General features: G+C 70.6%; 18 protein-coding genes. 7 read left to right on the forward strand and 11 right to left on the reverse strand.

What is annotated here, in order from left to right:
* Positions 1-100: 100 nt before the first annotated feature.
* Together SACAZDRAFT_RS10280 and SACAZDRAFT_RS10285 are read right to left on the reverse strand one after the other, a co-directional pair.
* On the reverse strand, positions 101-1,030 hold the full coding sequence (locus tag SACAZDRAFT_RS10280) for a carbohydrate kinase family protein (RefSeq protein WP_005441301.1): 930 nt from the start codon (positions 1,028-1,030) through the stop codon (positions 101-103).
* Between the two features lie 63 nt (positions 1,031-1,093).
* Positions 1,094-1,681 carry a TetR/AcrR family transcriptional regulator gene (locus tag SACAZDRAFT_RS10285; protein WP_040927962.1) on the reverse strand — a complete coding sequence of 196 codons (588 nt, stop codon included), beginning with the start codon at positions 1,679-1,681 and terminating at the stop codon, positions 1,094-1,096.
* Between the two features lie 72 nt (positions 1,682-1,753).
* Between SACAZDRAFT_RS10285 and SACAZDRAFT_RS10290 the strand changes: the two genes are divergently transcribed.
* Positions 1,754-2,938 (forward strand): acyl-CoA dehydrogenase family protein, encoded by a 1,185-nt coding sequence (locus SACAZDRAFT_RS10290; protein WP_005441303.1) that lies wholly within the window; start codon positions 1,754-1,756, stop codon positions 2,936-2,938.
* A 42-nt stretch (positions 2,939-2,980) separates the two neighbouring features.
* Here the strand turns inward: SACAZDRAFT_RS10290 and SACAZDRAFT_RS10295 are convergent, their stop codons facing one another.
* The 4 genes from SACAZDRAFT_RS10295 to pdxH form a co-directional block, all read right to left on the reverse strand.
* The gene (locus SACAZDRAFT_RS10295) at positions 2,981-4,192 is read right to left on the reverse strand and encodes an amidohydrolase (protein ID WP_005441304.1); all 1,212 of its coding nucleotides are present in this window, start codon (positions 4,190-4,192) and stop codon (positions 2,981-2,983) included.
* A gap of 11 nt (positions 4,193-4,203) precedes the next feature.
* Complete coding sequence (locus SACAZDRAFT_RS10300; RefSeq protein ID WP_005441305.1) at positions 4,204-5,115, reverse strand: aldose 1-epimerase family protein; 912 nt, start codon at positions 5,113-5,115, stop codon at positions 4,204-4,206.
* A 119-nt stretch (positions 5,116-5,234) separates the two neighbouring features.
* Complete coding sequence (locus tag SACAZDRAFT_RS10305; RefSeq protein WP_005441307.1) at positions 5,235-6,491, reverse strand: MFS transporter; 1,257 nt, start codon at positions 6,489-6,491, stop codon at positions 5,235-5,237.
* Positions 6,492-6,623: 132 nt separating this feature from the next.
* Positions 6,624-7,325 carry a pyridoxamine 5'-phosphate oxidase gene (gene pdxH / locus SACAZDRAFT_RS10310; protein WP_005441310.1) on the reverse strand — a complete coding sequence of 234 codons (702 nt, stop codon included), beginning with the start codon at positions 7,323-7,325 and terminating at the stop codon, positions 6,624-6,626.
* Between the two features lie 273 nt (positions 7,326-7,598).
* Here pdxH and SACAZDRAFT_RS10315 point away from each other — a divergent pair, with 273 nt between their 5' ends.
* On the forward strand, positions 7,599-8,762 hold the full coding sequence (locus SACAZDRAFT_RS10315) for a citrate synthase 2 (protein WP_005441312.1): 1,164 nt from the start codon (positions 7,599-7,601) through the stop codon (positions 8,760-8,762).
* Positions 8,763-8,769: 7 nt separating this feature from the next.
* Here SACAZDRAFT_RS10315 and SACAZDRAFT_RS10320 read toward each other — a convergent pair whose 3' ends face one another.
* The gene (locus SACAZDRAFT_RS10320; RefSeq protein ID WP_005441314.1) at positions 8,770-10,482 is read right to left on the reverse strand and encodes an SDR family oxidoreductase; all 1,713 of its coding nucleotides are present in this window, start codon (positions 10,480-10,482) and stop codon (positions 8,770-8,772) included.
* A 159-nt stretch (positions 10,483-10,641) separates the two neighbouring features.
* Here SACAZDRAFT_RS10320 and SACAZDRAFT_RS10325 point away from each other — a divergent pair, with 159 nt between their 5' ends.
* The 4 genes from SACAZDRAFT_RS10325 to sepH all read left to right on the forward strand — a co-directional run bounded on the left by SACAZDRAFT_RS10325 (position 10,642) and on the right by sepH (position 16,014).
* Positions 10,642-12,435, forward strand: coding sequence for an L-lactate permease (locus tag SACAZDRAFT_RS10325; RefSeq protein WP_040927731.1), 1,794 nt, complete (start codon positions 10,642-10,644; stop codon positions 12,433-12,435).
* Between the two features lie 5 nt (positions 12,436-12,440).
* Positions 12,441-13,817, forward strand: a complete 1,377-nt coding sequence (locus SACAZDRAFT_RS10330; RefSeq protein WP_005441318.1) for a serine hydrolase domain-containing protein — start codon at positions 12,441-12,443, stop codon at positions 13,815-13,817.
* Between the two features lie 44 nt (positions 13,818-13,861).
* Positions 13,862-14,995, forward strand: a complete 1,134-nt coding sequence (gene serC / locus SACAZDRAFT_RS10335) for a phosphoserine transaminase (RefSeq protein WP_005441320.1) — start codon at positions 13,862-13,864, stop codon at positions 14,993-14,995.
* 179 nt (positions 14,996-15,174) lie between these two features.
* Entirely contained in the window at positions 15,175-16,014 is an 840-nt protein-coding gene (gene sepH, locus SACAZDRAFT_RS10340) for a septation protein SepH (RefSeq protein WP_005441322.1), read from the forward strand.
* Positions 16,015-16,102: 88 nt separating this feature from the next.
* Here sepH and SACAZDRAFT_RS10345 read toward each other — a convergent pair whose 3' ends face one another.
* Positions 16,103-17,257 carry an NAD-dependent epimerase/dehydratase family protein gene (locus tag SACAZDRAFT_RS10345; RefSeq protein WP_005441324.1) on the reverse strand — a complete coding sequence of 385 codons (1,155 nt, stop codon included), beginning with the start codon at positions 17,255-17,257 and terminating at the stop codon, positions 16,103-16,105.
* A gap of 172 nt (positions 17,258-17,429) precedes the next feature.
* Between SACAZDRAFT_RS10345 and SACAZDRAFT_RS10350 the strand changes: the two genes are divergently transcribed.
* Positions 17,430-17,927 carry a GtrA family protein gene (locus tag SACAZDRAFT_RS10350; protein ID WP_232286404.1) on the forward strand — a complete coding sequence of 166 codons (498 nt, stop codon included), beginning with the start codon at positions 17,430-17,432 and terminating at the stop codon, positions 17,925-17,927.
* Here the strand turns inward: SACAZDRAFT_RS10350 and SACAZDRAFT_RS10355 are convergent.
* The 3 genes from SACAZDRAFT_RS10355 to SACAZDRAFT_RS10365 form a co-directional block, all read right to left on the reverse strand.
* Positions 17,851-20,103 carry a glycosyltransferase family 2 protein gene (locus SACAZDRAFT_RS10355; RefSeq protein WP_005441329.1) on the reverse strand — a complete coding sequence of 751 codons (2,253 nt, stop codon included), beginning with the start codon at positions 20,101-20,103 and terminating at the stop codon, positions 17,851-17,853. The two genes, SACAZDRAFT_RS10350 and SACAZDRAFT_RS10355, sit on opposite strands and share 77 nt — an antisense overlap.
* Positions 20,104-21,048, reverse strand: a complete 945-nt coding sequence (locus SACAZDRAFT_RS10360; protein WP_005441331.1) for an NAD-dependent epimerase/dehydratase family protein — start codon at positions 21,046-21,048, stop codon at positions 20,104-20,106.
* 227 nt (positions 21,049-21,275) lie between these two features.
* Positions 21,276-21,720 (reverse strand): DUF2537 domain-containing protein (locus SACAZDRAFT_RS10365; RefSeq protein ID WP_005441332.1); only part of this gene is annotated, 445 nt, incomplete at its 5' end.

The raw sequence follows: 21,720 nt of genomic DNA on the forward strand, positions 1-21,720 counted from the left end.
ACACCGCCCCGCTGGGGTATGAATGCCCTCTAACGCTAGTCCAGATGAGGGCGGTTACGCAGCCGTGGCGTTACCCACAGCTAACCGAGTGCGACCAGCTTCACACGCATTGCTGCAGCTCCTCCTCGGTCGGGGGTTCGGCCCCACTACGCGACACCGTGACGGCCGCCGCACGCGCCGCGTAGGCGAGCAAATCGCGGCCCTCGGCCCTGGTCAGGGAAGACACGTCCGTGACCTGGTGACGCACCAGCCACGCCAGGACGGCGCCCTGCACCGTGTCGCCCGCGCCGATGGTGTCCACCACAGCGACCTCGCGGACGGGCTCGGTGACCTGGAGGCCGGACGACGTGAGAAGAACCACGCCGTCGGCGCCCTTGGTCAGGACCACCGCGCCGGGTCCCGCGTCGAGCCACGAGCGCGCGGCGGCGAGCACGTCGTCGGGGTCGGTCGCTCCCGTGAGCCACTGGGCGTCCTCGAGGGAGACCTTGAGCAGGTGCACCGACGGCAGCCACGAGGCGAAGCGCGCCCGGTAGGCGTCACCGTCGGCGATCATGTCGGCGCGGATGTTCGGGTCGAGCGCCGTCAGCACTCCGCGGGCGTGCTCGCGTCGCAGCAACGTCTCGTAGACCCGCGCGCCGGGGTCGAGCACCATGCCCAGCGTCCCCACCGCCAGCGCGCTCGTGCCGTCGGGCAACGGCCCGGGGTCGGCGACGAACCGATCGGCGGTGCCCTCGGTGTAGAAGCTGTAGCGGGCGCTGGAATCGTCGTCGAGCGTCACGACGGCCAGCGTGGTGGGCTCCGCGCCACGCTGCACCAACGACGTGTCCACACCGGACTCCACGAGTCTGCGGACGAGCGCGTCGCCGAACGCGTCGGTCGAGATCCGTGAGAGGAACGCCGTGGGCACACCGAGTCGCGCGGCCGTCAGAGCCACGTTGTAGGGACCGCCGCCGAGCCGGGGAGCGAGCAACCCGCCTTCCCCAGCGGCCGGGACGAGGTCGACGAGCGCTTCACCACCGGACACGATCACGGCTGCCGATGCTAGCGCCTCGAAGGCGGCGACGGCGGTGCCCGACGCGGGTCCGACGCGCGGTCAGTGCGACAGACCGACCCGCAGGCCGTTCAGCAGCAGCTCCGCCAGGGCCTCGAACGCCTCGGCATCGGTGGTCCGGGCGCGCATTCCCACGACGCCCGACTGGATCGCCTCGACGAGGATGCCCGCCATCTCGGCGATCGCGTCGGCGTGAGTGTCGCGGAAGACGCCCTGCTCGACACCGTCGGAGATGAACTGGCGGATCCGGCGGGCGGCGGCGTCGGAGTTGAGCGCGTAGACCGCCCGGGCGGGTTCGAACTTCTCGACGTCGGTCATGAACGCCGTCGACGCGCGGTCGAGCTCCGCCGACACCCCCGCCAGGTACGTGCGCACCGCCGCGGCCGCGTCGTCGATGTCCGCGACCTGCGCCTCGATCCGCTCTGCCGCACCCTTGAAGAAGTGTGCGACCACCTTGACGGCGAGCTGCTCCTTGCTGGGCGCCAGCGCGTACAGCGTCGTCTTGGAACACCGCAGTTCAGCGGCCAGATCGTCGAGGGTGAAGGAGACGAAACCCTCGGCGAGGAACAACTCCTCGAGCTCGGCCAGCAGCACCCGCTGACGCCGAGTTCGAGGCTCGGTCGAACGCATGGTGGCCATCGTACGTTGTAGTACTGTGATGCGGACTTCAGTACTATTCGCAGTACGCTTTCGGAGGCGATGATGCCCACGACGCCGACCGCACCGACGGGACCCACGAGGTCCGCGGTGCCCCGCCTGCTCCCCGACACCGAATCCGAGGACCTGCTCGCCCTGACCAGGGAGATCGCCCGCGACGAGCTGGCTCCCCTGGCTGCGGAGTACGAGGAGAAGGAGACCTTCCCCCGCGAGCAGTTCCGCATCCTCGGCCGGGCGGGCCTGCTGGGGCTGCCCTACCCGGAGCGCTGGGGCGGCGGCGCCGTGCCGTACGAGGTGTACCTCCAGGTGCTGGAGGAGATCGCCAGGGCGTGGATGTCGGTGGGCGTCGGACTCTCCGTGCACACGATGTCGTGCTACGCGCTCGCCGAGTACGGCACCGACGAGCAGCGGGACCGCTGGCTGCCGTCGATGCTGGAGGGCGAGCTCCTCGGCGCGTACGCGCTGTCGGAGCTCCACGCCGGGTCGGATGCCGCCGCGCTGTCCACGCGGGCTCGGCGGGAGGGCGACGTCTACGTGGTCAACGGTGTGAAGGCGTGGACCACCCACGGCGGCCACGCGGACTACTACACGACGATGGTGCGCACCTCGGACGACGGCGGTCGCGGCATCAGCTGCCTGCTCGTGGACGGCGCCACACCGGGCCTGTCCGCGGCGCCGCCCGAACGCAAGATGGGGCTCACCGGCTCCACCACCGCGCAGATGATCTTCGAAGACGTGCACGTGGACGCCGACCGGCTCATCGGCGCCGAAGGCCAGGGGTTGAAGATCGCGCTGTCGTCGCTGGCCTCGGGACGGCTCGGCATCGCCGCCTGCTCCGTCGGACTCGCCCAGGCCGCGCTCGACGAGGCCGTCGCCTACGCGAAGCAGCGCACCCAGTTCGGAAAGCCGATCATCGACTTCCAGGGACTGGAGTTCCTACTCGCCGACATGGCCGCCGCCGTGGACTCCGCGCGGGCCACGTACCTCGACGCCGCCCGCCGTCGCGACCGGGGACTGCCCTTCACCCGGCAGTCGTCGGTGGCGAAGCTCGTCGCCACCGACGCCGCCATGAAGGTGACCACCGACGCCGTCCAGGTGCTCGGCGGCGCCGGCTACACGCGGGACTTCCCCGTGGAGCGCTACCTGCGCGAGGCGAAGGTCCCGCAGATCTTCGAGGGCACGAACCAGATCCAGCGCATGGTCATCGCGCGGGAACTGCGCACATCATGACCGCGCGGGAGTCGCGCGAGTCATGACCGGCTGCGACGGGACTCACTCGCGATAGCGGCGGTCGGCGACCACACCGTCGCCGGCCGCCTCGTCGAAGTGGTACACCTCGCGGCCCCGGACGAACACGCGCAGGGCGCGGTTCATGACGTCCAGCGGGTCACCCGACCAGATCACCACGTCGGCGTCCAGCCCCGGCTTGAGCGCGCCCACCCGGTCGTCCAGACCGAGGATGCGGGCGGGGTTCACCGTCAACGTCCGCAGCGCGGCCTCCGGGTCCAGGCCGTCCTTGACCGCGAGCGCGGCCTGGTAGACGAGGAAGTTGATCGGGACCACCGGGTGGTCCGTGGTGATCGCGACCTCCACGCCCGCCCTGGTGAGGATGCCCGCCGAGCGCAGGGTGCGGTTGCGCAGCTCCACCTTGCTGCGGCTGGTGAACAGCGGCCCGAGGATCACCGGGACGTTCCGCTCGGCGAGGAAGTCGGCGATGAGGTGTCCCTCGGTGCCGTGGTTCACGACGAGCTTGTAGCCGAACTCCTCGGCGAGCCGCACGGCCGTGACGATGTCGTCGGCGCGGTGGGTGTGCTGGTCCCAGTAGAGTTCGCCGTCCAGGACGCGCGTCAGGGTCTCCAGCGTCAGGTCCACGTCGAACGGCTTGCCCTCGGCGCGGGCGGCGTCGCGCTGGGCGGCGTAGTTGCGCGCCCTAGTGAACGCCTCGCGCAGGGTCGCCGCGACACCGAGCCGGGTCGCCGGGGTCTTGTCCTTCTCGCCGTAGACGCGCTTCGGGTTCTCGCCCAGCGCGCTCTTCACGCTGACGTCCTCGGCGAAGACCATGTCGACCACCGTGCGGCCCCACGTCTTCACGCCGACCGTCTGGCCGCCGATCGGGTTACCGGACCCGGGCTTGATCACCACGCTGGTGACGCCGCCCGCCAGCGCGTCGTCGAACCCGACCTCGTACGGGTCGATGCCGTCCAGAGCCCGGAAGCGGGCGCCGTTCGGGTCGGTCATCTCGTTGACGTCGTTGCCGGACCAGCCCTCGCCCTCCTCGTGGACGCCGAGGTGCGCGTGCGCGTCGATGAAGCCCGGAAGCACCCACGAGCCGGACGCGTCCACGAGTTCGGCGCCGTCGGGCACGTCGACCTCAGCCTGCGTGCCCACGGCGACGATCTTGCCGTCCTCGACCAGTACGGTCCCGCCGTCGATCGGTTGCCCGTCGACGGGAACCACGTATCCGCCAATGATCGCAGTCGTCATAGTTCGTTACGCTAACGAATGTCGACGAGGATGCCCCACGACGCTCCCCACGACGCGCCGGGTTCCAACTCGATGAGGTCGGTTTTCGAGTTGAGCGCGTCGGCCGGACACGTCATCGGCTCGATCGCGATCGCCCGTCCCCGGCCGGGGAAGTCCGACGGCGTGAAGACCTGCACCCACCCGAAATCGGGGTCGGCCCACAGGTCCACCGTCGTGTCGTGGTGCGACAGCAGGTGGTGGTACCGGCCGTCGTCGTAGGCCGCGAGCCCGCCGAACGCGGTGTCGAGGTCCAGTCCACCGACGATACGGCCCTCGCGCAGGTCGTAGTCGGTGCCCTCGACGTCGATCTCGTCGCCGAAGGGCAGCTGCTCGTCGGCGACGTACGGGCGCACGCGCGACGCCGCGAGCGTGAGCGTCAGTTCGTCGGTGGGCACGTCACCGATGCGCAGGTACGGATGCGTGCCGACGCCGAAGCCGATCGGCTTGTCGCCCTCGTTGCGCACCTCGTGGGTGACCGTGATCCCGCGCGGGGCGAGGTCGTAGGTGATCTCGGCGTGCAGCGGCACCGGCCAGCCCTGTTCGGCGCCGACCTCGACGGCGAGCCGGATGAACCACTCGCCGTGTTCCAGCAGCTCCCACTCCTTGTCGCGCACGAGCCCGTGGATGGCGTTGCCGCGGGCCTCCTCGGTGACCGCGAGCTCCTGCGGTTCGCCGTCGAAGGTCCAGCGCGCGCCCTTCGTGCGGTTCGGCCACGGCAGCAGCACCTGCCCGGCCGCCTTCGGGGGCTGCTCCTCGGCCGCGAACGTCTCCAGGTACGGCACATTGTTGATCTCGAACGCCCGCAGGCCCGCTCCGATCTCGGTGACCACGGCACGGGCGTTGCCCCTGGTCAGTTCGAACTGTTCCCCCGTCGGATTCGCCATGCCGGAGACGATACCGAGCGTCCCGGAACTGCGAACACGCGTGCGTGACTGGCGGACACGAGCCCCTGTGCACCGTGTCCGCGCCGCACGCACGGGTGTTTGCGCTTCCGGGACGGGCGTCAGCTCGGCTTCGCCTCGGTGGGTGCGCGATACCGCCAGAACGCCGGCAGCAGCGCCACCGCCACCACGACGCCGATCACCACGAGCACACCGCCGCCCGCCGTCGCCGCGCTGGTGCCCACGGCCGCGGCGGCCCAGCCGTGCGTCATGTCGGCGAGCCTCGGCCCGCCGGCCACCACCACGGTGAACGTCCCCTGCATCCGGCCGCGCATCTCGTCGGTGGTCGCCTGCTGGAGGATCGCCTGCCGGAAGATCGCGCTGACCATGTCGGCGACACCGCCGAGCGCGAGGAAGAACACCGCGAGCCACAGCGACTGCGCCAACCCGAACCCGACCATCGCGAGGCCCCACACCCCGATCGACACCGCGACCGCGACCCCGTGCCGACCGATGCGGTGTGCCCAACCGGACATGAGCCCGAGCAGCAACGCACCGAGCGGGATGCCGGCGTACAGCCAGCCGAGCGCCGTGCCTCCGCCCGGCGGATCGCCGAACGTGCGCTCGGCCATCTCGGGGAACAACGCCCTCGGCATCCCCGCCACCATCGCCACGACGTCCACCACGAACGACGCGAGGAGCACCTTCTGCGTCGCGAGGTAGCGGAAGCCCTGGAGCACGTCGCGCAGCCCGGCGGCCCGGATCTTGCCCGACAACGGCGGCAGCGGCGGCAGCTTCCACACCGCCCACAGCACGGCCACCAACGCCAGGGTGTCGACGAGGTACAGCGTCGACAGCCCGACCACCGGCAGCAACGCCCCGGCCAGCATGGGCCCGAACACGGCGCCGAACGTGGCCATCGTGCCGGTCAGCGCGGCGGCGGACGGCAGCAGGTGCTCGGGCACCACGCGGGCGACCACGGCCTGCCGCGTGGGCATGTTGATCGCGAAGAACGCCTGGTTGACGCTCAGCAGCGCGAGCACCACCCACACCGAGTCGAGCCCCACGAACGCCTGCGCCCACAGCAGCAGGGCCGCCAGCGCGATGCCGATGTTGGAGACGAGCAGCAGCACCCGCCGGTCGACCGTGTCGGCGATCGCCCCGCCCCACAGCCCGAACACCAGCAGCGGGACGAGCCCGAACAGCCCGGTGAGCCCGACGTAGGCGGACGAGCCGGTGATGTCGTAGATCTGCTTGGGCACGGCGACGGCCGTGAGCTGGCTGCCGAGCGCCGTGACGATCGAGCTCACCCACAGCCGCCGGAACGCGGGGATGCGCAGCGGCCGCCGGTCGGCGACGACCGCACCCACGGCGCCCACGATCCTGCGGAGCCGTCCCGTGGCCGGTGGTGGCGTTTCGGAGGGGTCTGTGGAGGTCTGCTCGGTCACGTGGGAGGAGCTTAGCCGAGCTAACGACCTGGGTCCGGCGGGTGAGACCCCGCGCACGCGGGCTCAGGGAGCGACGCGGCGCACCGTCCACCCGTCGTCGGTGCAGACGAACCGCAGCCGGTCGTGCATGCGGTCCTGCCTGCCCTGCCAGAACTCGACGACGTCCGGGCGAATCCGCCAACCACCCCAGTGCGGCGGCACCGGGATCTTCTCGACGTCGCGGAAGCGGCGTTCGATGGCACTCAGCGCGGTGTCGAGGTCGCGCCTGCCGTCGACGAACTTCGACTGCGGCGACGCCCAGGCGCCGAGTTGCGACCCGCGCGGCCTGGAGGCCCAGTACGCGGCCGTCTCCGCGACGTCGACCTTCTCGACCTCACCGCGCACGTGGACCTGCCGCTGCAGCGGATACCAGGGGAAGGTCGCGGACGCGTACCGCGTCACGGTCAGGTCGTGGCTCTTCGCGGACGTGTAGTTGGTGTAGAAGACGATGCCCCGCTCGTCGAGCCCCTTGCACAGCACGGTGCGGGACGACGGGAAGCCGTGGGCGTCGGCGGTGGCGAGCACCATCGCGTTCGGTTCCGGGAGGCTCTGCGCGATCGCCTCGTCGAGCCAGGCCTGGAGCTGTTCGTGCCAGGTCGGGGCGAGGTCCGCCTCGTCCAGCGAGCCCGCGTTGTAGGCGACCCGCATGGCGGGCAGTCGTACGGCCACGTCGACACTTCCGGCGTCGTCCACACCGCCGACAGCGCCGTCTCCGGATTCGGTCATGGCAACCTCCCGCGCCCCTGGGTATCCCCGACTTGTGGCCGACGGTAAATGGTCTGGCGGGCGGGCGAAAGTACGCGGAAGGTGATGGGTCCCACTTCGGTAGGCCAACGCTTTTCTGAATCGTTCTCGGAATCGTGACCGAAACCACCGCGCTTTTCATTGCTACCTACTGGTAATGGCGGCAGAGTCACTTTCGACGCGCGACGAGGCGCGTGATCGTGCCTCCCGCGCTCGAAGACGGCCAACGGCGATTCGCACGAAAGGTCTACTGCCATGACATCCACCACGAGCGGGCAGGCAACAGCGAGCGCGGCGCAGGCCACCGAGCCGGACGACGGTTTTCGTCCCGGTTTGGAGGGCGTCGTCGCGTTTCGGACGGAGATCGCCGAACCCGACCGCGACGGAGGCGCGCTGCGCTATCGCGGCGTCGACATCGAGGAGCTGGCCGGCAACGTCGGCTTCGGCGACGTCTGGGGCCTGCTGGTCGACGGACATTTCGAAAACGGACTTTCACCTGACGAACCTTTTCCGATTCCCGTACGCAGCGGCGACGTGCGCGCCGACGTCCAGTCGGCACTGCCCGCGCTCGCGCCCCGGTGGGGGCTGGGCCCGCTGCTCGACATCTCCGAGGCCGAGGCCCGCGAGCAGGTCGGCCGCGTGTCCGCCACGGCGTTGTCGTTCATCGCCCAGTCCGCGCGCGGCATCGCCGCACCGGCGGTACCGGAGTCCCGCGTCGACGAGGCCCGGGGCATCACCGAGCGGTTCCTCGTGCGCTGGCGGGGCGAGCCCGACCCGGCACACGTGAAGGCGCTCGACGCCTACTGGGTCTCGGCCGCCGAGCACGGGCTCAACGCCTCCACGTTCACGGCCCGGGTGATCGCCTCCACGGGCGCGGACGTCGCCGCCGCGATCTCGGGCGCGATCGGAGCCATGTCCGGCCCGCTCCACGGAGGCGCACCCGCCCGCGTCCTGCCGATGATCGAGGAGGTCGAGCGCACCGGCGACGCGCGCGCCGTCGTCAAGGACATCCTCGACCGCGGCGAACGTCTGATGGGCTTCGGCCACCGCGTGTACCGCGCCGAGGACCCGCGCGCGAGGGTGCTCCGGCGCACGTGCCGCGAACTCGACGCCAAGCGCTACGAGGTCGCCTCGCAGCTGGAACAGGCCGCGCTCGCCGAACTGCGCGAACGGCGTCCCGACCGGGCCATCGAGACGAACGTCGAGTTCTGGGCCGCGGTGATCCTCGACTTCGCCGAGGTGCCGCCCGCCATGATGCCCGCCATGTTCACCGCGGCCCGCACCGCGGGATGGGCCGCGCACGTGCTCGAACAGAAGCGCACCGGACGGCTCGTGCGGCCCTCCGCGACCTACATCGGCCCCGGACCGCGGGCCCCGCACGAGGTCCGGGGCTGGGAGCGCCTCGCGAACGACGCCTGACGCGTCGTCACCGGCGGCGCAGGGCCGCGCGCACGAGTCCCGGAGTCCACCGGGCGGCCAGGCGCGCGGCCTTCGCCTCCACGGTGGGCGTCACGACCGGCAGATCCTCCTCCACGGCCCGCAGCACGTCCCTCGCCACGAGTTCCGGGCGGGCTTTGCGGGCGGTGTAGAACCGCTGTGCCCGCTGCCGCCTGCGCTCCTGCTCCGACTCGTCGGTGCCGGCGAACCGGGTGGCGCCCACGATGCCGGTGTCCACGAATCCGGGGCACACGGCACTCACCCCCACGTCGGTCGCCGCGAGCTCGGCCCGCAGCGACTCCGACAGCATCAGCACCGCGGCCTTCACCGTGGAGTACGCGGGCAGCATGGGGTTGGGCAGGTACGCCGCCATCGACGCGACGTTGACCAGGTGGCCGCCCTCGCCCCGCTCGACCATGTGCGGCGCGAACAGCCGGCATCCGTGGAGGACGCCCCAGAAGTTGACGTCCACCAGCCGTCGCCACTCGTCCTCGGTGGTGTCGAGTACGCGCCCCGCCAGGCCGATGCCCGCGTTGTTCACGACGACGTCGGGGACGCCGCAGTCGCGCACGACCTCCTCGACGAAACGTTCCATCGCCCCGGCGTCGGCCACGTCCACGTGGTGCGTCACCACCGTCACCCCGGCGTCCCGCACCGCGCGAGCCGTCTCGGCGAGCGCCGACGCGTCGATGTCGGCGAGCACCAGGTCGGCGCCTTCCCGCGCGAAGGCCAGCGCGGTCGCGCGTCCGATGCCGTTCGCCCCGCCGGTGACGACGACGAGCCGACCGTCGAACCGTCCCACGCGCAGCGTCCCCCGGCGAGCCCGCTTGAGGGCCCGCGTCTCGGCCGCGCCCTCCACATAGGCGGCGAACTCGGCGGCCGCCGAGGCGACCCGGGCCGGATCGGCCCGCACGACCCAGTGACTGCCCGGGATGCGCCGCACCCGGAGGTTCGGGACCCAACTCTCCAGTTCGGTCTGCAGCGGCACCCCGACGAACGGATCGGCGCGGGGCGCGAGAACCTGCACGGGCACGGTCACCGGCCGGGGGCGCGCCCGGTCGCGCGCCTGCCCGCCGCGCATGTTCGCCCGGTAGAGGTCGAGACCGGCCACGGCGTCCGCCGTCACCGGCGCGGGCTCCGCGGGTTCCCGACGGCGGACCAGCGCCGTCGCGACACCGGTGCGCCAGGCGAGCTCGGGCAGCACGGGAGTCCGGAAGAAGCCGATGTAGCTCGACCGCACCAGCTGGGACGACACCGCCGCGGCGCTGCGGGGACGCAGCCAGCCTGCGCGCAGCCAGCGGAACGCGTGCGCGAGCGACGGCCCGGAGATCGACGTGAACGAGGCCACCCGCCCGTCGAGCCACGGCCCCTCCAGCGCGTGCCAGGCCTGGATGGATCCCCAGTCGTGGCCGAGCAGGTGCACGGGACGCCCGGGCGAGACCGCGTCGACGACCTCGCGCAGGTCCTCGGCGAGTCGATCGAGGTGGTAGGCGTCGCGGTCGCGCGGCCGGTCGGAGGAGCCCGCGCCACGCACGTCGTAGGTGATTACGCGCCACCCGTCGGGCCACTCGGCCAGGACGCCGTCCCACAGCCTCGCGTTGTCGGGATAGCCGTGCACGCACACCAGCGTCGGGGCCTGTTCGGGGCCACGCACCCGCACTGACAGCTCGACGCCGTCGCTGGTCGTCACCGTCGTTCGCATCGCCTCATGCTAAGGCGAACGTTCGTTACACGAACTATTGACGCCAGGCGCACCCGCTGTAACACTGTGTGATCCCGATAACAGAGCGGAAGTTCAATTCCACTCTGCGGAAGGGCTACCTGAACCACCAATGAAGGCGGGGCGGGCGACACGATGGGCATGGACAACCTGGCAGTGTTGAGTCTGATCGCGTTGGTTCCCATCGCGGTCATCGGCTTCCTTCTCGTCGGCCTACGCTGGCCCGCCAAGTACGCGATGCCGATCGGCTTCGCCGTCGTCGTGGGCATCGCCGCGTTCGTGTGGGGCGTCGAACCGGTCGTCATCGCGGCGTCGAGCATCGAAGGCCTCATCCTCGCGGTCGGCCTGCTCTACATCGTCTTCGGCGCGTTGCTGCTGCTCGGCACGCTCTCCGGCAGCGGCGCGCTCGCCACCATCCGCGCCACGTTCACCGACATCAGTCCCGACCGGCGCGTGCAGGCCGTGATCATCGGCTGGCTGTTCGGCAGCTTCATCGAGGGCGCGTCGGGGTTCGGCACCCCGGCCGCCGTCGTCGCCCCGCTGCTGCTAGCGCTCGGATTCCCCGCGATGGCGGCGGTGATGGTCGGCCTGATCATCCAGAGCACGCCGGTGACGTTCGGCGCCGTGGGCACTCCGGTCCTCGTCGGGGTCACCGACGGGCTCGCGGGCAGCGGAGCCGTCGAGGAGCGGGCCTCGCTGCTCGGTCTGCCCATGCCGGACTACATCGCGAGCATCGCGCTCGACGCCGCCGTCATGCACGCGATCGTCGGCACGCTCGTCCCCCTCTTCCTGGTGTGTCTGCTGACCGGCTTCTTCGGCACCGACGACCGGCCCCGCCTCGCGCGGTTCGCCGACGGACTCGGAGTGTGGAAGTTCGCGCTCTTCTCGGCGCTGGCGATGACGGTGCCCTACGTGGCGGTCGCGGCCGTGCTGGGGCCGGAGTTCCCGGCCCTGCTCGGCGGCCTGATCGGTCTGGGCATCGTGGTCACCGCCGCGCGTCGCGGGCTGTTCCTGCCGCAGCGGCAGTGGGACTTCGGCCCCCGCGAGAACTGGCAACCCGGCTGGACCGGCACGGTGACACCCGACGCCGACGTCGCCGGACGCCGGATGCACCCGCTGCGGGCCTGGGCGCCGTACCTGCTCGTGGCGGCGTTGCTGGTGCTCACGCGCACCCTGACCCCGCTGACCGACTTCCTCACCGGTCTGTCCCTGGACTTCGACTCCATCCTCGGCACCGAGATCGGCGAGAGCCTGCAGCCGTTCTACCTGCCCGGGTTCATCTTCATCGTGGCCAGCGTGTCCGCCTACGCGCTGCACCGCATGAACCGCGCGCAGATCGCCGCATCGTGGCAGGTGGCGGGCAGACAACTCGCCGGAACCGCGGTCGCGCTGCTGTTCGCGCTGCCGCTCGTCCGGGTGTTCATCAACTCCGGCGAGAACTCCACCGGGTACGAGAGCATGCCGTTGATGCTGGCCGACGGCGCCGCCTCGGCCGTCGGCGACGCGTGGCCGGTGTTCGCCCCGTGGATCGGCGCGCTCGGCGCGTTCGTGGCGGGCAGCAACACCGTGAGCAACCTAATGTTCTCGCTGTTCCAGTTCTCCACGGCCGAGCAGATCGGAGTGGCGCCGGAGACCGTCGTCGCGGGTCAGGCCGTCGGAGGGGCGGCGGGCAACATGATCACGGTGCACAACGTCGTGGCGGCGTCGGCGACCGTCGGCCTGCTCGGGCGCGAGGGAGAGACGATCCGCAAGACGATCATCCCGATGATCTACTACTGCCTCTTCGCGGGGGCGCTGGCGTTCGTGTTCACCAACGGGCTGGGACTCAACCTCGGAACGGTGCTGCTCGTCGTCCTCCTGGCCGCCGTCGGCCTCGTGATCCACCGGTTGCAGCGCAGCCGGACGGCGCCGAGTGGGCAGCACGCGGCAGAATAGCCGCCATGCTGCTGCCCACCACCGAATTCGCCCTGCTCCGCCGAGTGGCCACCGAACAGGCGTCGGGCCGCGCACCGTCCCTCGTGGCGGGACTGGTGCGGCACGGCGAGCTCGTCTGGTCGGCGGCGCGCGGGAAGGTCGACGACGCCGCGCCGGACACCCTGACGCAGTACCGGATCGGCTCGATCACCAAGTCGATCGTCGCGGCCGTCGTCCTGCGGCTCCGCGACGAGGGCCGGCTCGACCTGAACGACCCGCTCGACAGGCACGTGCCGGGGACGCACTTCGGCTCGACGACCGTCGCGCAGCTGCTCTCGCACAGCGGCGGACTCACCTCCGAGTCGCCGGGCGGCTGGTGGGAACGCACACCGGGCGGCAGCTGGGACGAGCTCAACGCGAGCCTCGGCCCGGACGAGGTCAAGCACCGCGCCGGACGCCGGTTCCACTACTCCAACGTCGGCTACGGCGTGCTCGGCGAACTGGTGGCCCGGCTGCGGGGCGGCCCGTGGCTCGACGCCGTCCGCAGCGAGATCCTCCAGCCGCTCGGGATGTCCCACACCACGGCGCGGCCGAGCGGACGACACGCCACCGGATACGCCGTCCACCCGTTCGCCGACGTCGTCCTGCCCGAACCCGAGCACGACGCGGGTGCGATGGCGCCCGCCGGGCAGCTCTGGTCGTGCGTCGACGACCTCGCCCGGTGGACCGCGTTCGTCGGCGGCGACACCGGCGAGGTCCTCCACCCGGACACCGTCGCGGAGATGCGCGAAGCGGCGGTGATCGACGACAGCGGCCCGTGGAACTCCGGGTACGGCCTGGGCTTTCAGCTCGTGCAGGTGAACGGCAAGCGCCTCGCGGGCCACACCGGGTCGATGCCGGGCTTCCTCGCCTGCACGATGATCGATCCGGCGACGAGCACGGGAGCCGTCGCGTTCGCCAACACGACCTCGGGCGTCGGCATCCTCTCGCTGACGGCCGACCTCATCGCGACCGCCGACGACCACGAACCGGTGTTGCCCGCCGAGTGGCAGCCCGCGGCCGTCGACACCTCGCTGCTCGAACTCACCGGCCTGTGGCACTGGGGTCCGTCGCCGTACCACCTGAGGGTGCTGCCGAACGGCTGGCTCGACCTGAGTCCTGCGGTGGGCGGTGGTCGCGCGTCCCGGTTCCGGCCGCTCGGCGACGACCGCTGGCTCGGTCTCGACGGCTACTACTCCGGCGAGACCCTCACCGTGGGGCGCGACGCCGACGGCCGCCCGCACCACCTCGACCTCGCCACGTTCGTCTTCACCCGCACGCCGTACGACCCGAGCGCACCCGTCCCCGGCGGCGTCGACGAACGGGGCTGGCAGCCGAACGATCCGACCACGTCCGAGGCGTGAGACGGGTTGTTCACCGATCGGACGACGCGTGGAAGACTGGAGACATGACCGAAACCGTTGACCTGACCCTGCCCGCGGACCTCAAGCCATCCGACGGCCGGTTCGGGTGCGGGCCCTCCAAGGTGCGCCCCGAACAGCTGGCCAACCTCGCCAAGGAGGGGGCGCAGGTCCTCGGGACGTCCCACCGGCAGAAGCCGGTCAAGTCCCTCGTCGGCCGGGTCCGGTCCGGGCTCGCCGAGCTGTTCGGGCTGCCCGACGGCTACGAGGTCGTGCTCGGCAACGGCGGCACCACGGCGTTCTGGGACGCGGCGGCGTTCGGGCTCGTGCGGGAACGGGCCCAGCACTTCACCTACGGCGAGTTCTCGTCGAAGTTCGCCAAGGTCACCGACAAGGCGCCGTTCCTCGGCGACTCGATCATCGTCGAGGGCGAGCCCGGCAGCGCTCCCCGGATCGCCTACGAGCAGGGCGCCGACGTGGTGGCGTGGGCGCACAACGAGACCTCCACCGGTGTCGCGGTCCCCGTGGTCCGGCCCGAGGGCAGCGACGGCGCGCTCGTCGCCATCGACGCGACCTCCGGTGCGGGCGGCCTTCCCGTGAACGCCGCCGACTTCGACGTCTACTACTTCGCGCCCCAGAAGTCCTTCGCCTCCGACGGCGGGCTGTGGGTCGCCCTGATGTCGCCCGCGGCCGTCGAGCGCGTCAACGAGATCGGTGCGAGCGACCGCTGGGTTCCCGACTTCCTGTCGCTGCCCACGGCACTCGACAACTCGCGCAAGGACCAGACGTACAACACCCCGGCGGTGGCGACCCTGTTCCTGCTCGCCGACCAGATCGAGTGGATGCTCGCGAACGGCGGCCTGGAGTGGACCACCGCGCGCACGCGCGAGTCGTCGAACCGGCTCTACGAGTGGGCGGAGAAGACCCCGTACACCACGCCGTTCGTCAGCGACCCCGCGCTGCGCTCGCAGGTGGTCGGCACCATCGACTTCGACGACTCCGTCGACGCCGCGGCGGTGGCGAAGACCCTGCGCGCGAACGGCGTCGTCGACGTGGAGCCGTACCGCAAGCTCGGCCGCAACCAGCTGCGGGTCGGCATGTTCCCCGCGATCGAGCCCGACGACGTCACGGCCCTGACCCGGTGCGTCGAGTGGGTCGTGGAGCGGCTCACGAAGTCGTGACGGTCGGATTCGTTCCTCACGAAAACGGGTAGCCGGGCGCGTCGGAACTGGCATTGTGTGGGCCGTAGCGAACAGATCGACGGCGGATGCACAGGGAGTTCGGCGCGCCTCACTCGTCAAGGCGACTCGCCGTTCTACCGTGGACCCCCACACAGGTGAAGTCTTTCGGAGGCGGGGACATGCGAACGCTACGAGTGGTCGGGTTGCACGAGGACGGCAAGTCCATCGTGTGCGAAGACCCGGAGCGGCGCGAGCGGTTCCTCCTGCCCGCGGACGAACGCCTGCGTGCCGCGGCGCGCGGTGACGTCGCCCGACTCGGCCAGCTCGAGATCGAGCAGGAGAGCACGATGCGTCCGCGCGAGATCCAGGCCCGCATCCGAGCCGGCGGCTCGGTGGCCGAGGTCGCGGAGGCAGCGGGGATGTCGGTCGCCCGGGTCGAACGCTTCGCGTACCCGGTGCTGGCGGAACGCGCCCGCACCGCGGAGCTCGCCCAGCGCGCGCACCCCGCGCGTGAGGACGGCCCCGACGTGCGCACCCTCGGCGAGATCGTCGCCCACTCCTTCGCGCTGCGCGGGCAGGACTACACGCAGGCGACCTGGGACGCGTGGCGTTCCGACGAGGGCAAGTGGATCGTCGGTCTCGCGTGGACGGCAGGCCGTTCGGACAACCGGGCACGCTGGGCCTTCTCCCCCGGCGCCCACGGCGGCACCGTGACGGCGTTGGACGAGCTGGCCGAGACGCTGCTCGACCCCGACGCGTACCGGGTGCCGAGGGCGGTGGGCCAGACAGCCGAGCCCCGGCTCACCGACGTGGCCACCCGCGACGGAGCCAGGGTGATCGAAGCACCGATCCCCACACCGGCCGAACGCGACACGGACGAGCCTTCCCCCGCACGCCAGGCGGCGGGCGACTCGCTCGTGCCCGAGCAGTCGGCCAACGCGGTCCGCGGCAAGAAGAACCACCCGACCGTGCCCGCGTGGGAAGACGTCCTGCTGGGCGTGCGCAGCCAACGCGGCTGACCGGCATTACCGCGACCGCACACCGCTCGCACTACGGACAGAAGACGGGCCCCCACCGACTTTCCGGTGGGGGCCCGTCTGTCGTCACTCAGGAGTTCTTGGCGCTCGCCCACTTCACCTTGGGCATCAGGTTCTCCAGGTTCACGCGGTGCTTGTTCTGCTCCACGATCGGGAAGAGCGATTCGAGCAGCGTGTCGGAGAGCAGGTGCGGCTTCAGCCCCAGGTCGACCAGCCCGGTGTGCTTCACGTTGTAGTAGTGCTCCTCGAGCTCCCAACGCGGGTTCTCGAGGTAGTCGATCTCGACCGAACCCGGATAGGTCTCGGCCACCAGCTCCGCGACCTGCTTGACCGAGAAGCTCTCGGTCATCTGGTTGAACACGCGGAACTCGCCACGCTCGGCCGGGTTCTCCACGGCGAGGCGCAGGCACTCGACCGTGTCGCGGATGTCCAGCATGCCGCGGGTCTGCCCGCCCTTGCCGTACACGGTGAGCGGCTGGCCCAGCGCGGCCTGGATGATGAAGCGGTTCAGCACCGTGCCGAACACGGCGTCGTAGTCGAAGCGCGTGGCCAGGCGCGGGTCGCGGGCGGTCTGGTCCGTCTGCTGCCCGTACACGACACCCTGGTTCAGATCCGTCGCGCGCATGCCCCAGATCCGGCAGCCGAACTCGATGTTGTGCGAGTCGTGCACCTTCGTGAGGTGGTAGAACGAGCCCGGCTTCTTCGGATACAGCACCCGGTCCTGACGACCGTTGTGCTCGATCTCGATCCAGCCTTCCTCGATGTCGATGTTGGGCGTGCCGTACTCGCCCATGGTGCCGAGCTTCACCAGGTGGATCTCCGGGTTGATCTCGGCGATCGCGTACATGACGTTGAGGTTGCCGATCACGTTGTTGTGCTGCGTGTAGACGGCGTGCTCGCGGTCGATCATCGAGTACGGTGCGGCCCGCTGCTCGGCGAAGTGGATGATCGCGTCCGGCGCGTACTCCCGCACGACCTGGTACAGGAAGTCCGCGTCGAGCAGGTCACCGATGTACGCGGGGATCTCCTTGCCGGAGACCTCCTTCCACGCCGCCACACGTGTGTCGAGGTCCTCGATCGGGACCAGACTCTGGGAGCCGAGCTCCTCGTCGTACTTCCTGCGGGCATAATTGTCGACGACGGCGACGTCGTGCCCACAATCCGAAAGGTGGAGGGCTGTCGGCCACCCCAGGTATCCGTCACCACCGAGAACGAGGACTCGCACGACTCGACTGCCTCCAGATCGTTACTTCGCAGTGCACCGAGCTCAACCTCGCCCTGGTGCACTTCTCCCACCTGCTAGCTCTACCGTGTACCACTCGAGCCCACGGATCAACCCGCACGGAGAATACGGACGTTCCGCGGCCACCCGAATGGCGGGTATGCACAATGGATAGGTGAGCACCGCTACCACGGCAGCCGAGGAGCCCTCCATGGCATCGGGCCGCCGACCCCGTCTGCTGGTCCGCCTGTTCCGGGCCGCGACGAGTTCCGCACTGGCCACCGGCATCAGCCAGGTCAGCCTCATCGGACTGTTGTGGTGGGGGGCCACGCCCATGGTCGCCAGCGCGGTGGCGTTCGTCGCCGGAGCGATCCCGAACTACTTCCTCGCGCGGCGCTGGGCGTGGGGCCGGCGCGGCACGCCGACCGTCACCGGGGAACTCCTGCCCTACCTTCTGGTGATCGGCCTCGCCGGCCTGGCGTCGGTGGGTCTGACCACCCTGGCCGGTCGGCTCACCGAACCGCTCGACCTTTCCGGCTTCGTGCGGATCGTGGTACTCGACGCGGTCTTCCTCACCGGCTACGCGATCGTCTTCGTCATGAAGTTCGCACTGCTCGACCGGCTCGTTTTCCACCGCGAAGAACGTACTCGCGGATCCAAGTCCCCAACATGACGCGCGCGTAGTTGGCGCCGTACTTGATGCTGCGGCCCTTCTTGCTGCTGCCGTTGTTGCGCAACCGCATCGTCATCGGCACCTCCAGCACCCGCGCGCCGCGGGCCATGACGCCGAGCAGCAACTCCGACGACTGGTACTGCGGTTCCCGCAGAGTGACCGACGTGGCGAGTTCGGCCCTCATGGCACGGAAACCGAACGACGTGTCGGTGACCTTCTGCAGCGTCAGCACGGTCGCGATCCACGAGAACACGCGCACACCCAGCCAGCGGATCGCACTGTCGTGCTGGTAGCTGCCGAGCCTGCGGGACCCGGTGACGAAGTCGGCCGTGTCGTCCAGCAGCGGCTTCACGAGCATCGGCATCTCGTTGTTGTCGTACTGGCCGTCGGCGTCGGTGGTGACGATGTAGCGCGCCCCGCACTCGGACGCGAGGTGGTAGCCGAGCCGCAGCGCCGCGCCCTGACCACGGTTACGCGGGGCCACGCACACGTACGCGCCCGCCTCGTGCGCCACCTCGGCGGTATTGTCGGTCGCGCCGTCGACCACGACGAGCGTGGACACCGGCAGGTCGCCGCAGTGGGTGGGCATGCCCCTCAGCACCGCGCCGATGCCCTTGGCCTCGTTGTAGGCGGCGATCACCACCACCAGCGGCGTCAGCGGGCTGTTGCCGTAGCGCTGCCGGAAGTCGGCCACCGCCTCGGCGTCGACGTCGTCGGGGTAGTCGTCCAACGTGGTCCTCCGTGTTCCTGCCGCCGCGCCGGACGGCTCCTTGCGCGCCCCCAGCATCGCAGCGAGCCCGAGCGCGCCTCCGAGGGGGAGCAGCACCAGCGCGGGAAGTTGGTAGCGCCAGGAGAACTCGAACGACGCGGCTCCCAGCAGGATGATCAAACCACTTCCCGTGGCGAGGAATGCGGCCGACCTCAACCCGGACCGGCGGGCCCGGCCCACACCGGCCGCCGCGATCAGCCCGCATACCGCGAACGCCGCCAGCAACGGACCCCACGTGTAGCCGCCGCCGAGCTGGTAGGTGCGGAGGAACGCCGCCAGATCCTGGTTCGCGCGCGGCGGCACGCCGTCGTAGGCGTACGTCATCGCGTTGTACGCCTCCAGGCTGGAGTCGCCGATGTTGTAGTACGGATACGAGAGCTGGAACTGCCAGCGTTCCACCGGCACGTCGTTGTGGTGGGTCCGCTTGATCGGATCGAAGTTCTTCACGAAGTCGCGCAGGATCGACCCCACGAAGTCGACCGGCTGATTCAGCATCACTTCCTTGGCGAACTGGTTGGCCAGCTCCTCCTTGGACCGCGAGTCGGGCAACCCCTCGGCGGGCCAGTTCGGGTCGCCGTACACGAAGTGGGTGTAGTAGTCGATCCCGTGTCGTTCGTCGACCGGCTCGTCGGGGCAGAACAACTGCAGCCCCGCGTCGCCGGGAGGCAGTTCGGCGCAGTCGGCGATGCTGGCCGTGCGCCCGTAGAGCACGTTGCCGGTGGCTCCGGTCAGCCCCCAGTACCCGGCCTGCGAATAGAAGTACGCCGAGTACGGGAACAGCACCGCCAGGACACCGAGGACACCCGCGGCGGTCCGCACACCGATGCGCTTCCACCCCGCCCTGCTGCGCCAGGCCCCGCCCGCCAGGACGAGATAGCCGACCATCGGCACCACGAGCGTGAACCCGATCGTGCGGGTGACGACCGCGAGCCCGAGCAGAATCCCGGCTCCCCCGGCCCGCCACCACGTGGGCTCACCACGCCCGAGCAGCACCCACAGCATCCCCACGAGCAACGCCTGGAACCAGACCTCCGACATGAGGAGCGCTTCGATCTGCAGCTGGTAGGCGTCCAGCAGCACCGGCGCCGCGACGAGTGCGCCGATCCACCTCCGCGACGTGTGGCGCAGCGTCAACGCGTACAGCGACACCGCGAGCACCACACCCACCACGTGCTGCACGGCCTGCACGAACGCGAGTCCCCCGAAGGCGAACAGCACCTTCAGCACGACCGTGTACCCGAGCGGGTTCAGGTCGGTGGGCCGCAACGCGTCCAGGTTGTTGAGGTACCGGAAGCTGTCGATGTACAGCAGCGCAGGCTCGTACGCCAGCCACACCAGCACACGGAGCGTGATGCCACCGGCGAGCAGAACGAACAACAACCAGTGGCGGCGGAGGAAGCCGGTCACTCAGAACACTTTCTGCCTGTCGTTGTCGAGGAAGTACTGCCAGGTGGCGGCCAGGCCGTCACGCAGACTGAACGTCGGGCGGTACCCGATGGTCTCCGCGCTCCGCGCGATGTCGACGACGACCGCGGGCATCTCCCCGCCCGGCGCGGGCACGTGTTCCACCGGGATCGGCGCCCCGGTGACCTCGCGAACGGTGTCGATCAGCTCCAGCACCGACACCGACCGGCCCGCACCGACGATCGCCCTGCCGACGTGCTCGCTGTCCCACGCCGACTCGATCGCCCGCACCACGTCGTCGAGGAAGACGAGGTCACGCCGCTGCTGCCCGTCCCCGTAGACCTTCACCCCGCCGTCCGACAGAGCCGCCCGCATGAGCCGCGGCACGAAGCTGTCCTTGTGGCTCATCCCGGGGCCGTACACGTTGGTGAACCGCAGCGCGCACGCGGCCATGCCGTACGTGCCCGCGTACCCGGACAGCAGCATCTCGCAGGCCGCCTTCGTGGCGCCGTACGGCGTGAGCGGCTGCAGCGGCATGTCCTCGGTGATGGTGCTCGTGCCGACGTCGCCGACCACCGCGTTGGTGGAGGCGAGCACGAACCGGCGGACGCCGTGCATCCGCGCCAGTTCCAGCAGCTCGTGGGTGATGCCGACGTTCTCCGCGTAGGTCTTCGCGGGCATCTCCTTGGAGCGCAGCACGGAGGTGATGGCCGCCAGGTGGACGATCCCGTCGGTGCCCGGCACCACGGCGCGCTCCCGCACCGCCGGGTCGGCCAGGTCGCCTTGGATCGCGACGACTCCCTCGTCGTGCACGGCGGCCGGCTCGCGGTCCACGATCGTCACCCGAGCGCCACGGCGCCGGAAGGCCGCGACGACCGCTCGTCCGATGAAGCCGCAACCACCGGTGACCACGACGTGAGGCGAGTCTGCATTCGTGGCGGAAGACATGGAGTCAAAGTACCCGGTGCTCCGAGTGGTCCAACCCGTACCCGTGTCCGCGGTCCACGCACGTGTGTCCGCACTTCCCGTACGCGAGTTCGCAGATCACGGCCCCTCCTCCCCCGCACGGACGTCGCCGAGTGGCGGACACGCGTACGCCAGGCGCGGACACGGCGTCGTGGGGTGCGGACACGCGTACGCCAGTCGCGGACACGATGTCGGGGTGGCGGGTGGGGTCAGCCGAACGCGATGAACAGGACTCCGAACCACGACAGGATCGTGCCGGCGACGGCGCCGAGCACGACCCAGCGCACCACCGGTACCCGCCGTCCCAGCCACAGCGACGGGGCGAGCCCGCCGGTGACCACTGCGGCGGCGACGACGGCGACCCATCCGGCCGTCTCCGTCGCGAGGGCCGACGCGAGCGCGAGCATCGCCACGACGACGAACGCGGCGATGAAGGCCGCGACGGTCAGCCCGGTGCCCCACGGCGTCGGATCGACCGCCGCCGAACGTCGTGACCACGCCACCGCCGCCGTCGCCGGTCCCGCACCGGAGCGGGGCGGGTGGACGAGCGTCGTCGCGTCGGTCATCGGATCGCGGTACCGCACGGGTTCGTCGAGGATCGCCGCCACGCGGCGCGCGAGCTGCCCGCCCCGCCGCGACACGACCGCACGGCCC

Origin of the sequence: Saccharomonospora azurea NA-128 (genome assembly GCF_000231055.2) — a bacterium.
GTDB lineage: Bacteria > Actinomycetota > Actinomycetes > Mycobacteriales > Pseudonocardiaceae > Saccharomonospora > Saccharomonospora azurea.

What these genes read in the sequence shown, in the direction of transcription:
- SACAZDRAFT_RS10285 (WP_040927962.1), bottom strand. Translation starts at nt 1,681, where the DNA reads ATGCGTTCGACCGAGCCTCGAACTCGGCGTCAGCGGGTGCTGCTGGCC.
- SACAZDRAFT_RS10290 (WP_005441303.1), top strand. Translation starts at nt 1,754, where the DNA reads ATGCCCACGACGCCGACCGCACCGACGGGACCCACGAGGTCCGCGGTG.
- SACAZDRAFT_RS10295 (WP_005441304.1), bottom strand. Translation starts at nt 4,192, where the DNA reads ATGACGACTGCGATCATTGGCGGATACGTGGTTCCCGTCGACGGGCAA.
- SACAZDRAFT_RS10300 (WP_005441305.1), bottom strand. Translation starts at nt 5,115, where the DNA reads ATGGCGAATCCGACGGGGGAACAGTTCGAACTGACCAGGGGCAACGCC.
- pdxH (WP_005441310.1), bottom strand. Translation starts at nt 7,325, where the DNA reads ATGACCGAATCCGGAGACGGCGCTGTCGGCGGTGTGGACGACGCCGGA.
- SACAZDRAFT_RS10315 (WP_005441312.1), top strand. Translation starts at nt 7,599, where the DNA reads ATGACATCCACCACGAGCGGGCAGGCAACAGCGAGCGCGGCGCAGGCC.
- SACAZDRAFT_RS10320 (WP_005441314.1), bottom strand. Translation starts at nt 10,482, where the DNA reads ATGCGAACGACGGTGACGACCAGCGACGGCGTCGAGCTGTCAGTGCGG.
- SACAZDRAFT_RS10325 (WP_040927731.1), top strand. Translation starts at nt 10,642, where the DNA reads ATGGACAACCTGGCAGTGTTGAGTCTGATCGCGTTGGTTCCCATCGCG.
- SACAZDRAFT_RS10330 (WP_005441318.1), top strand. Translation starts at nt 12,441, where the DNA reads ATGCTGCTGCCCACCACCGAATTCGCCCTGCTCCGCCGAGTGGCCACC.
- serC (WP_005441320.1), top strand. Translation starts at nt 13,862, where the DNA reads ATGACCGAAACCGTTGACCTGACCCTGCCCGCGGACCTCAAGCCATCC.
- sepH (WP_005441322.1), top strand. Translation starts at nt 15,175, where the DNA reads ATGCGAACGCTACGAGTGGTCGGGTTGCACGAGGACGGCAAGTCCATC.
- SACAZDRAFT_RS10360 (WP_005441331.1), bottom strand. Translation starts at nt 21,048, where the DNA reads ATGTCTTCCGCCACGAATGCAGACTCGCCTCACGTCGTGGTCACCGGT.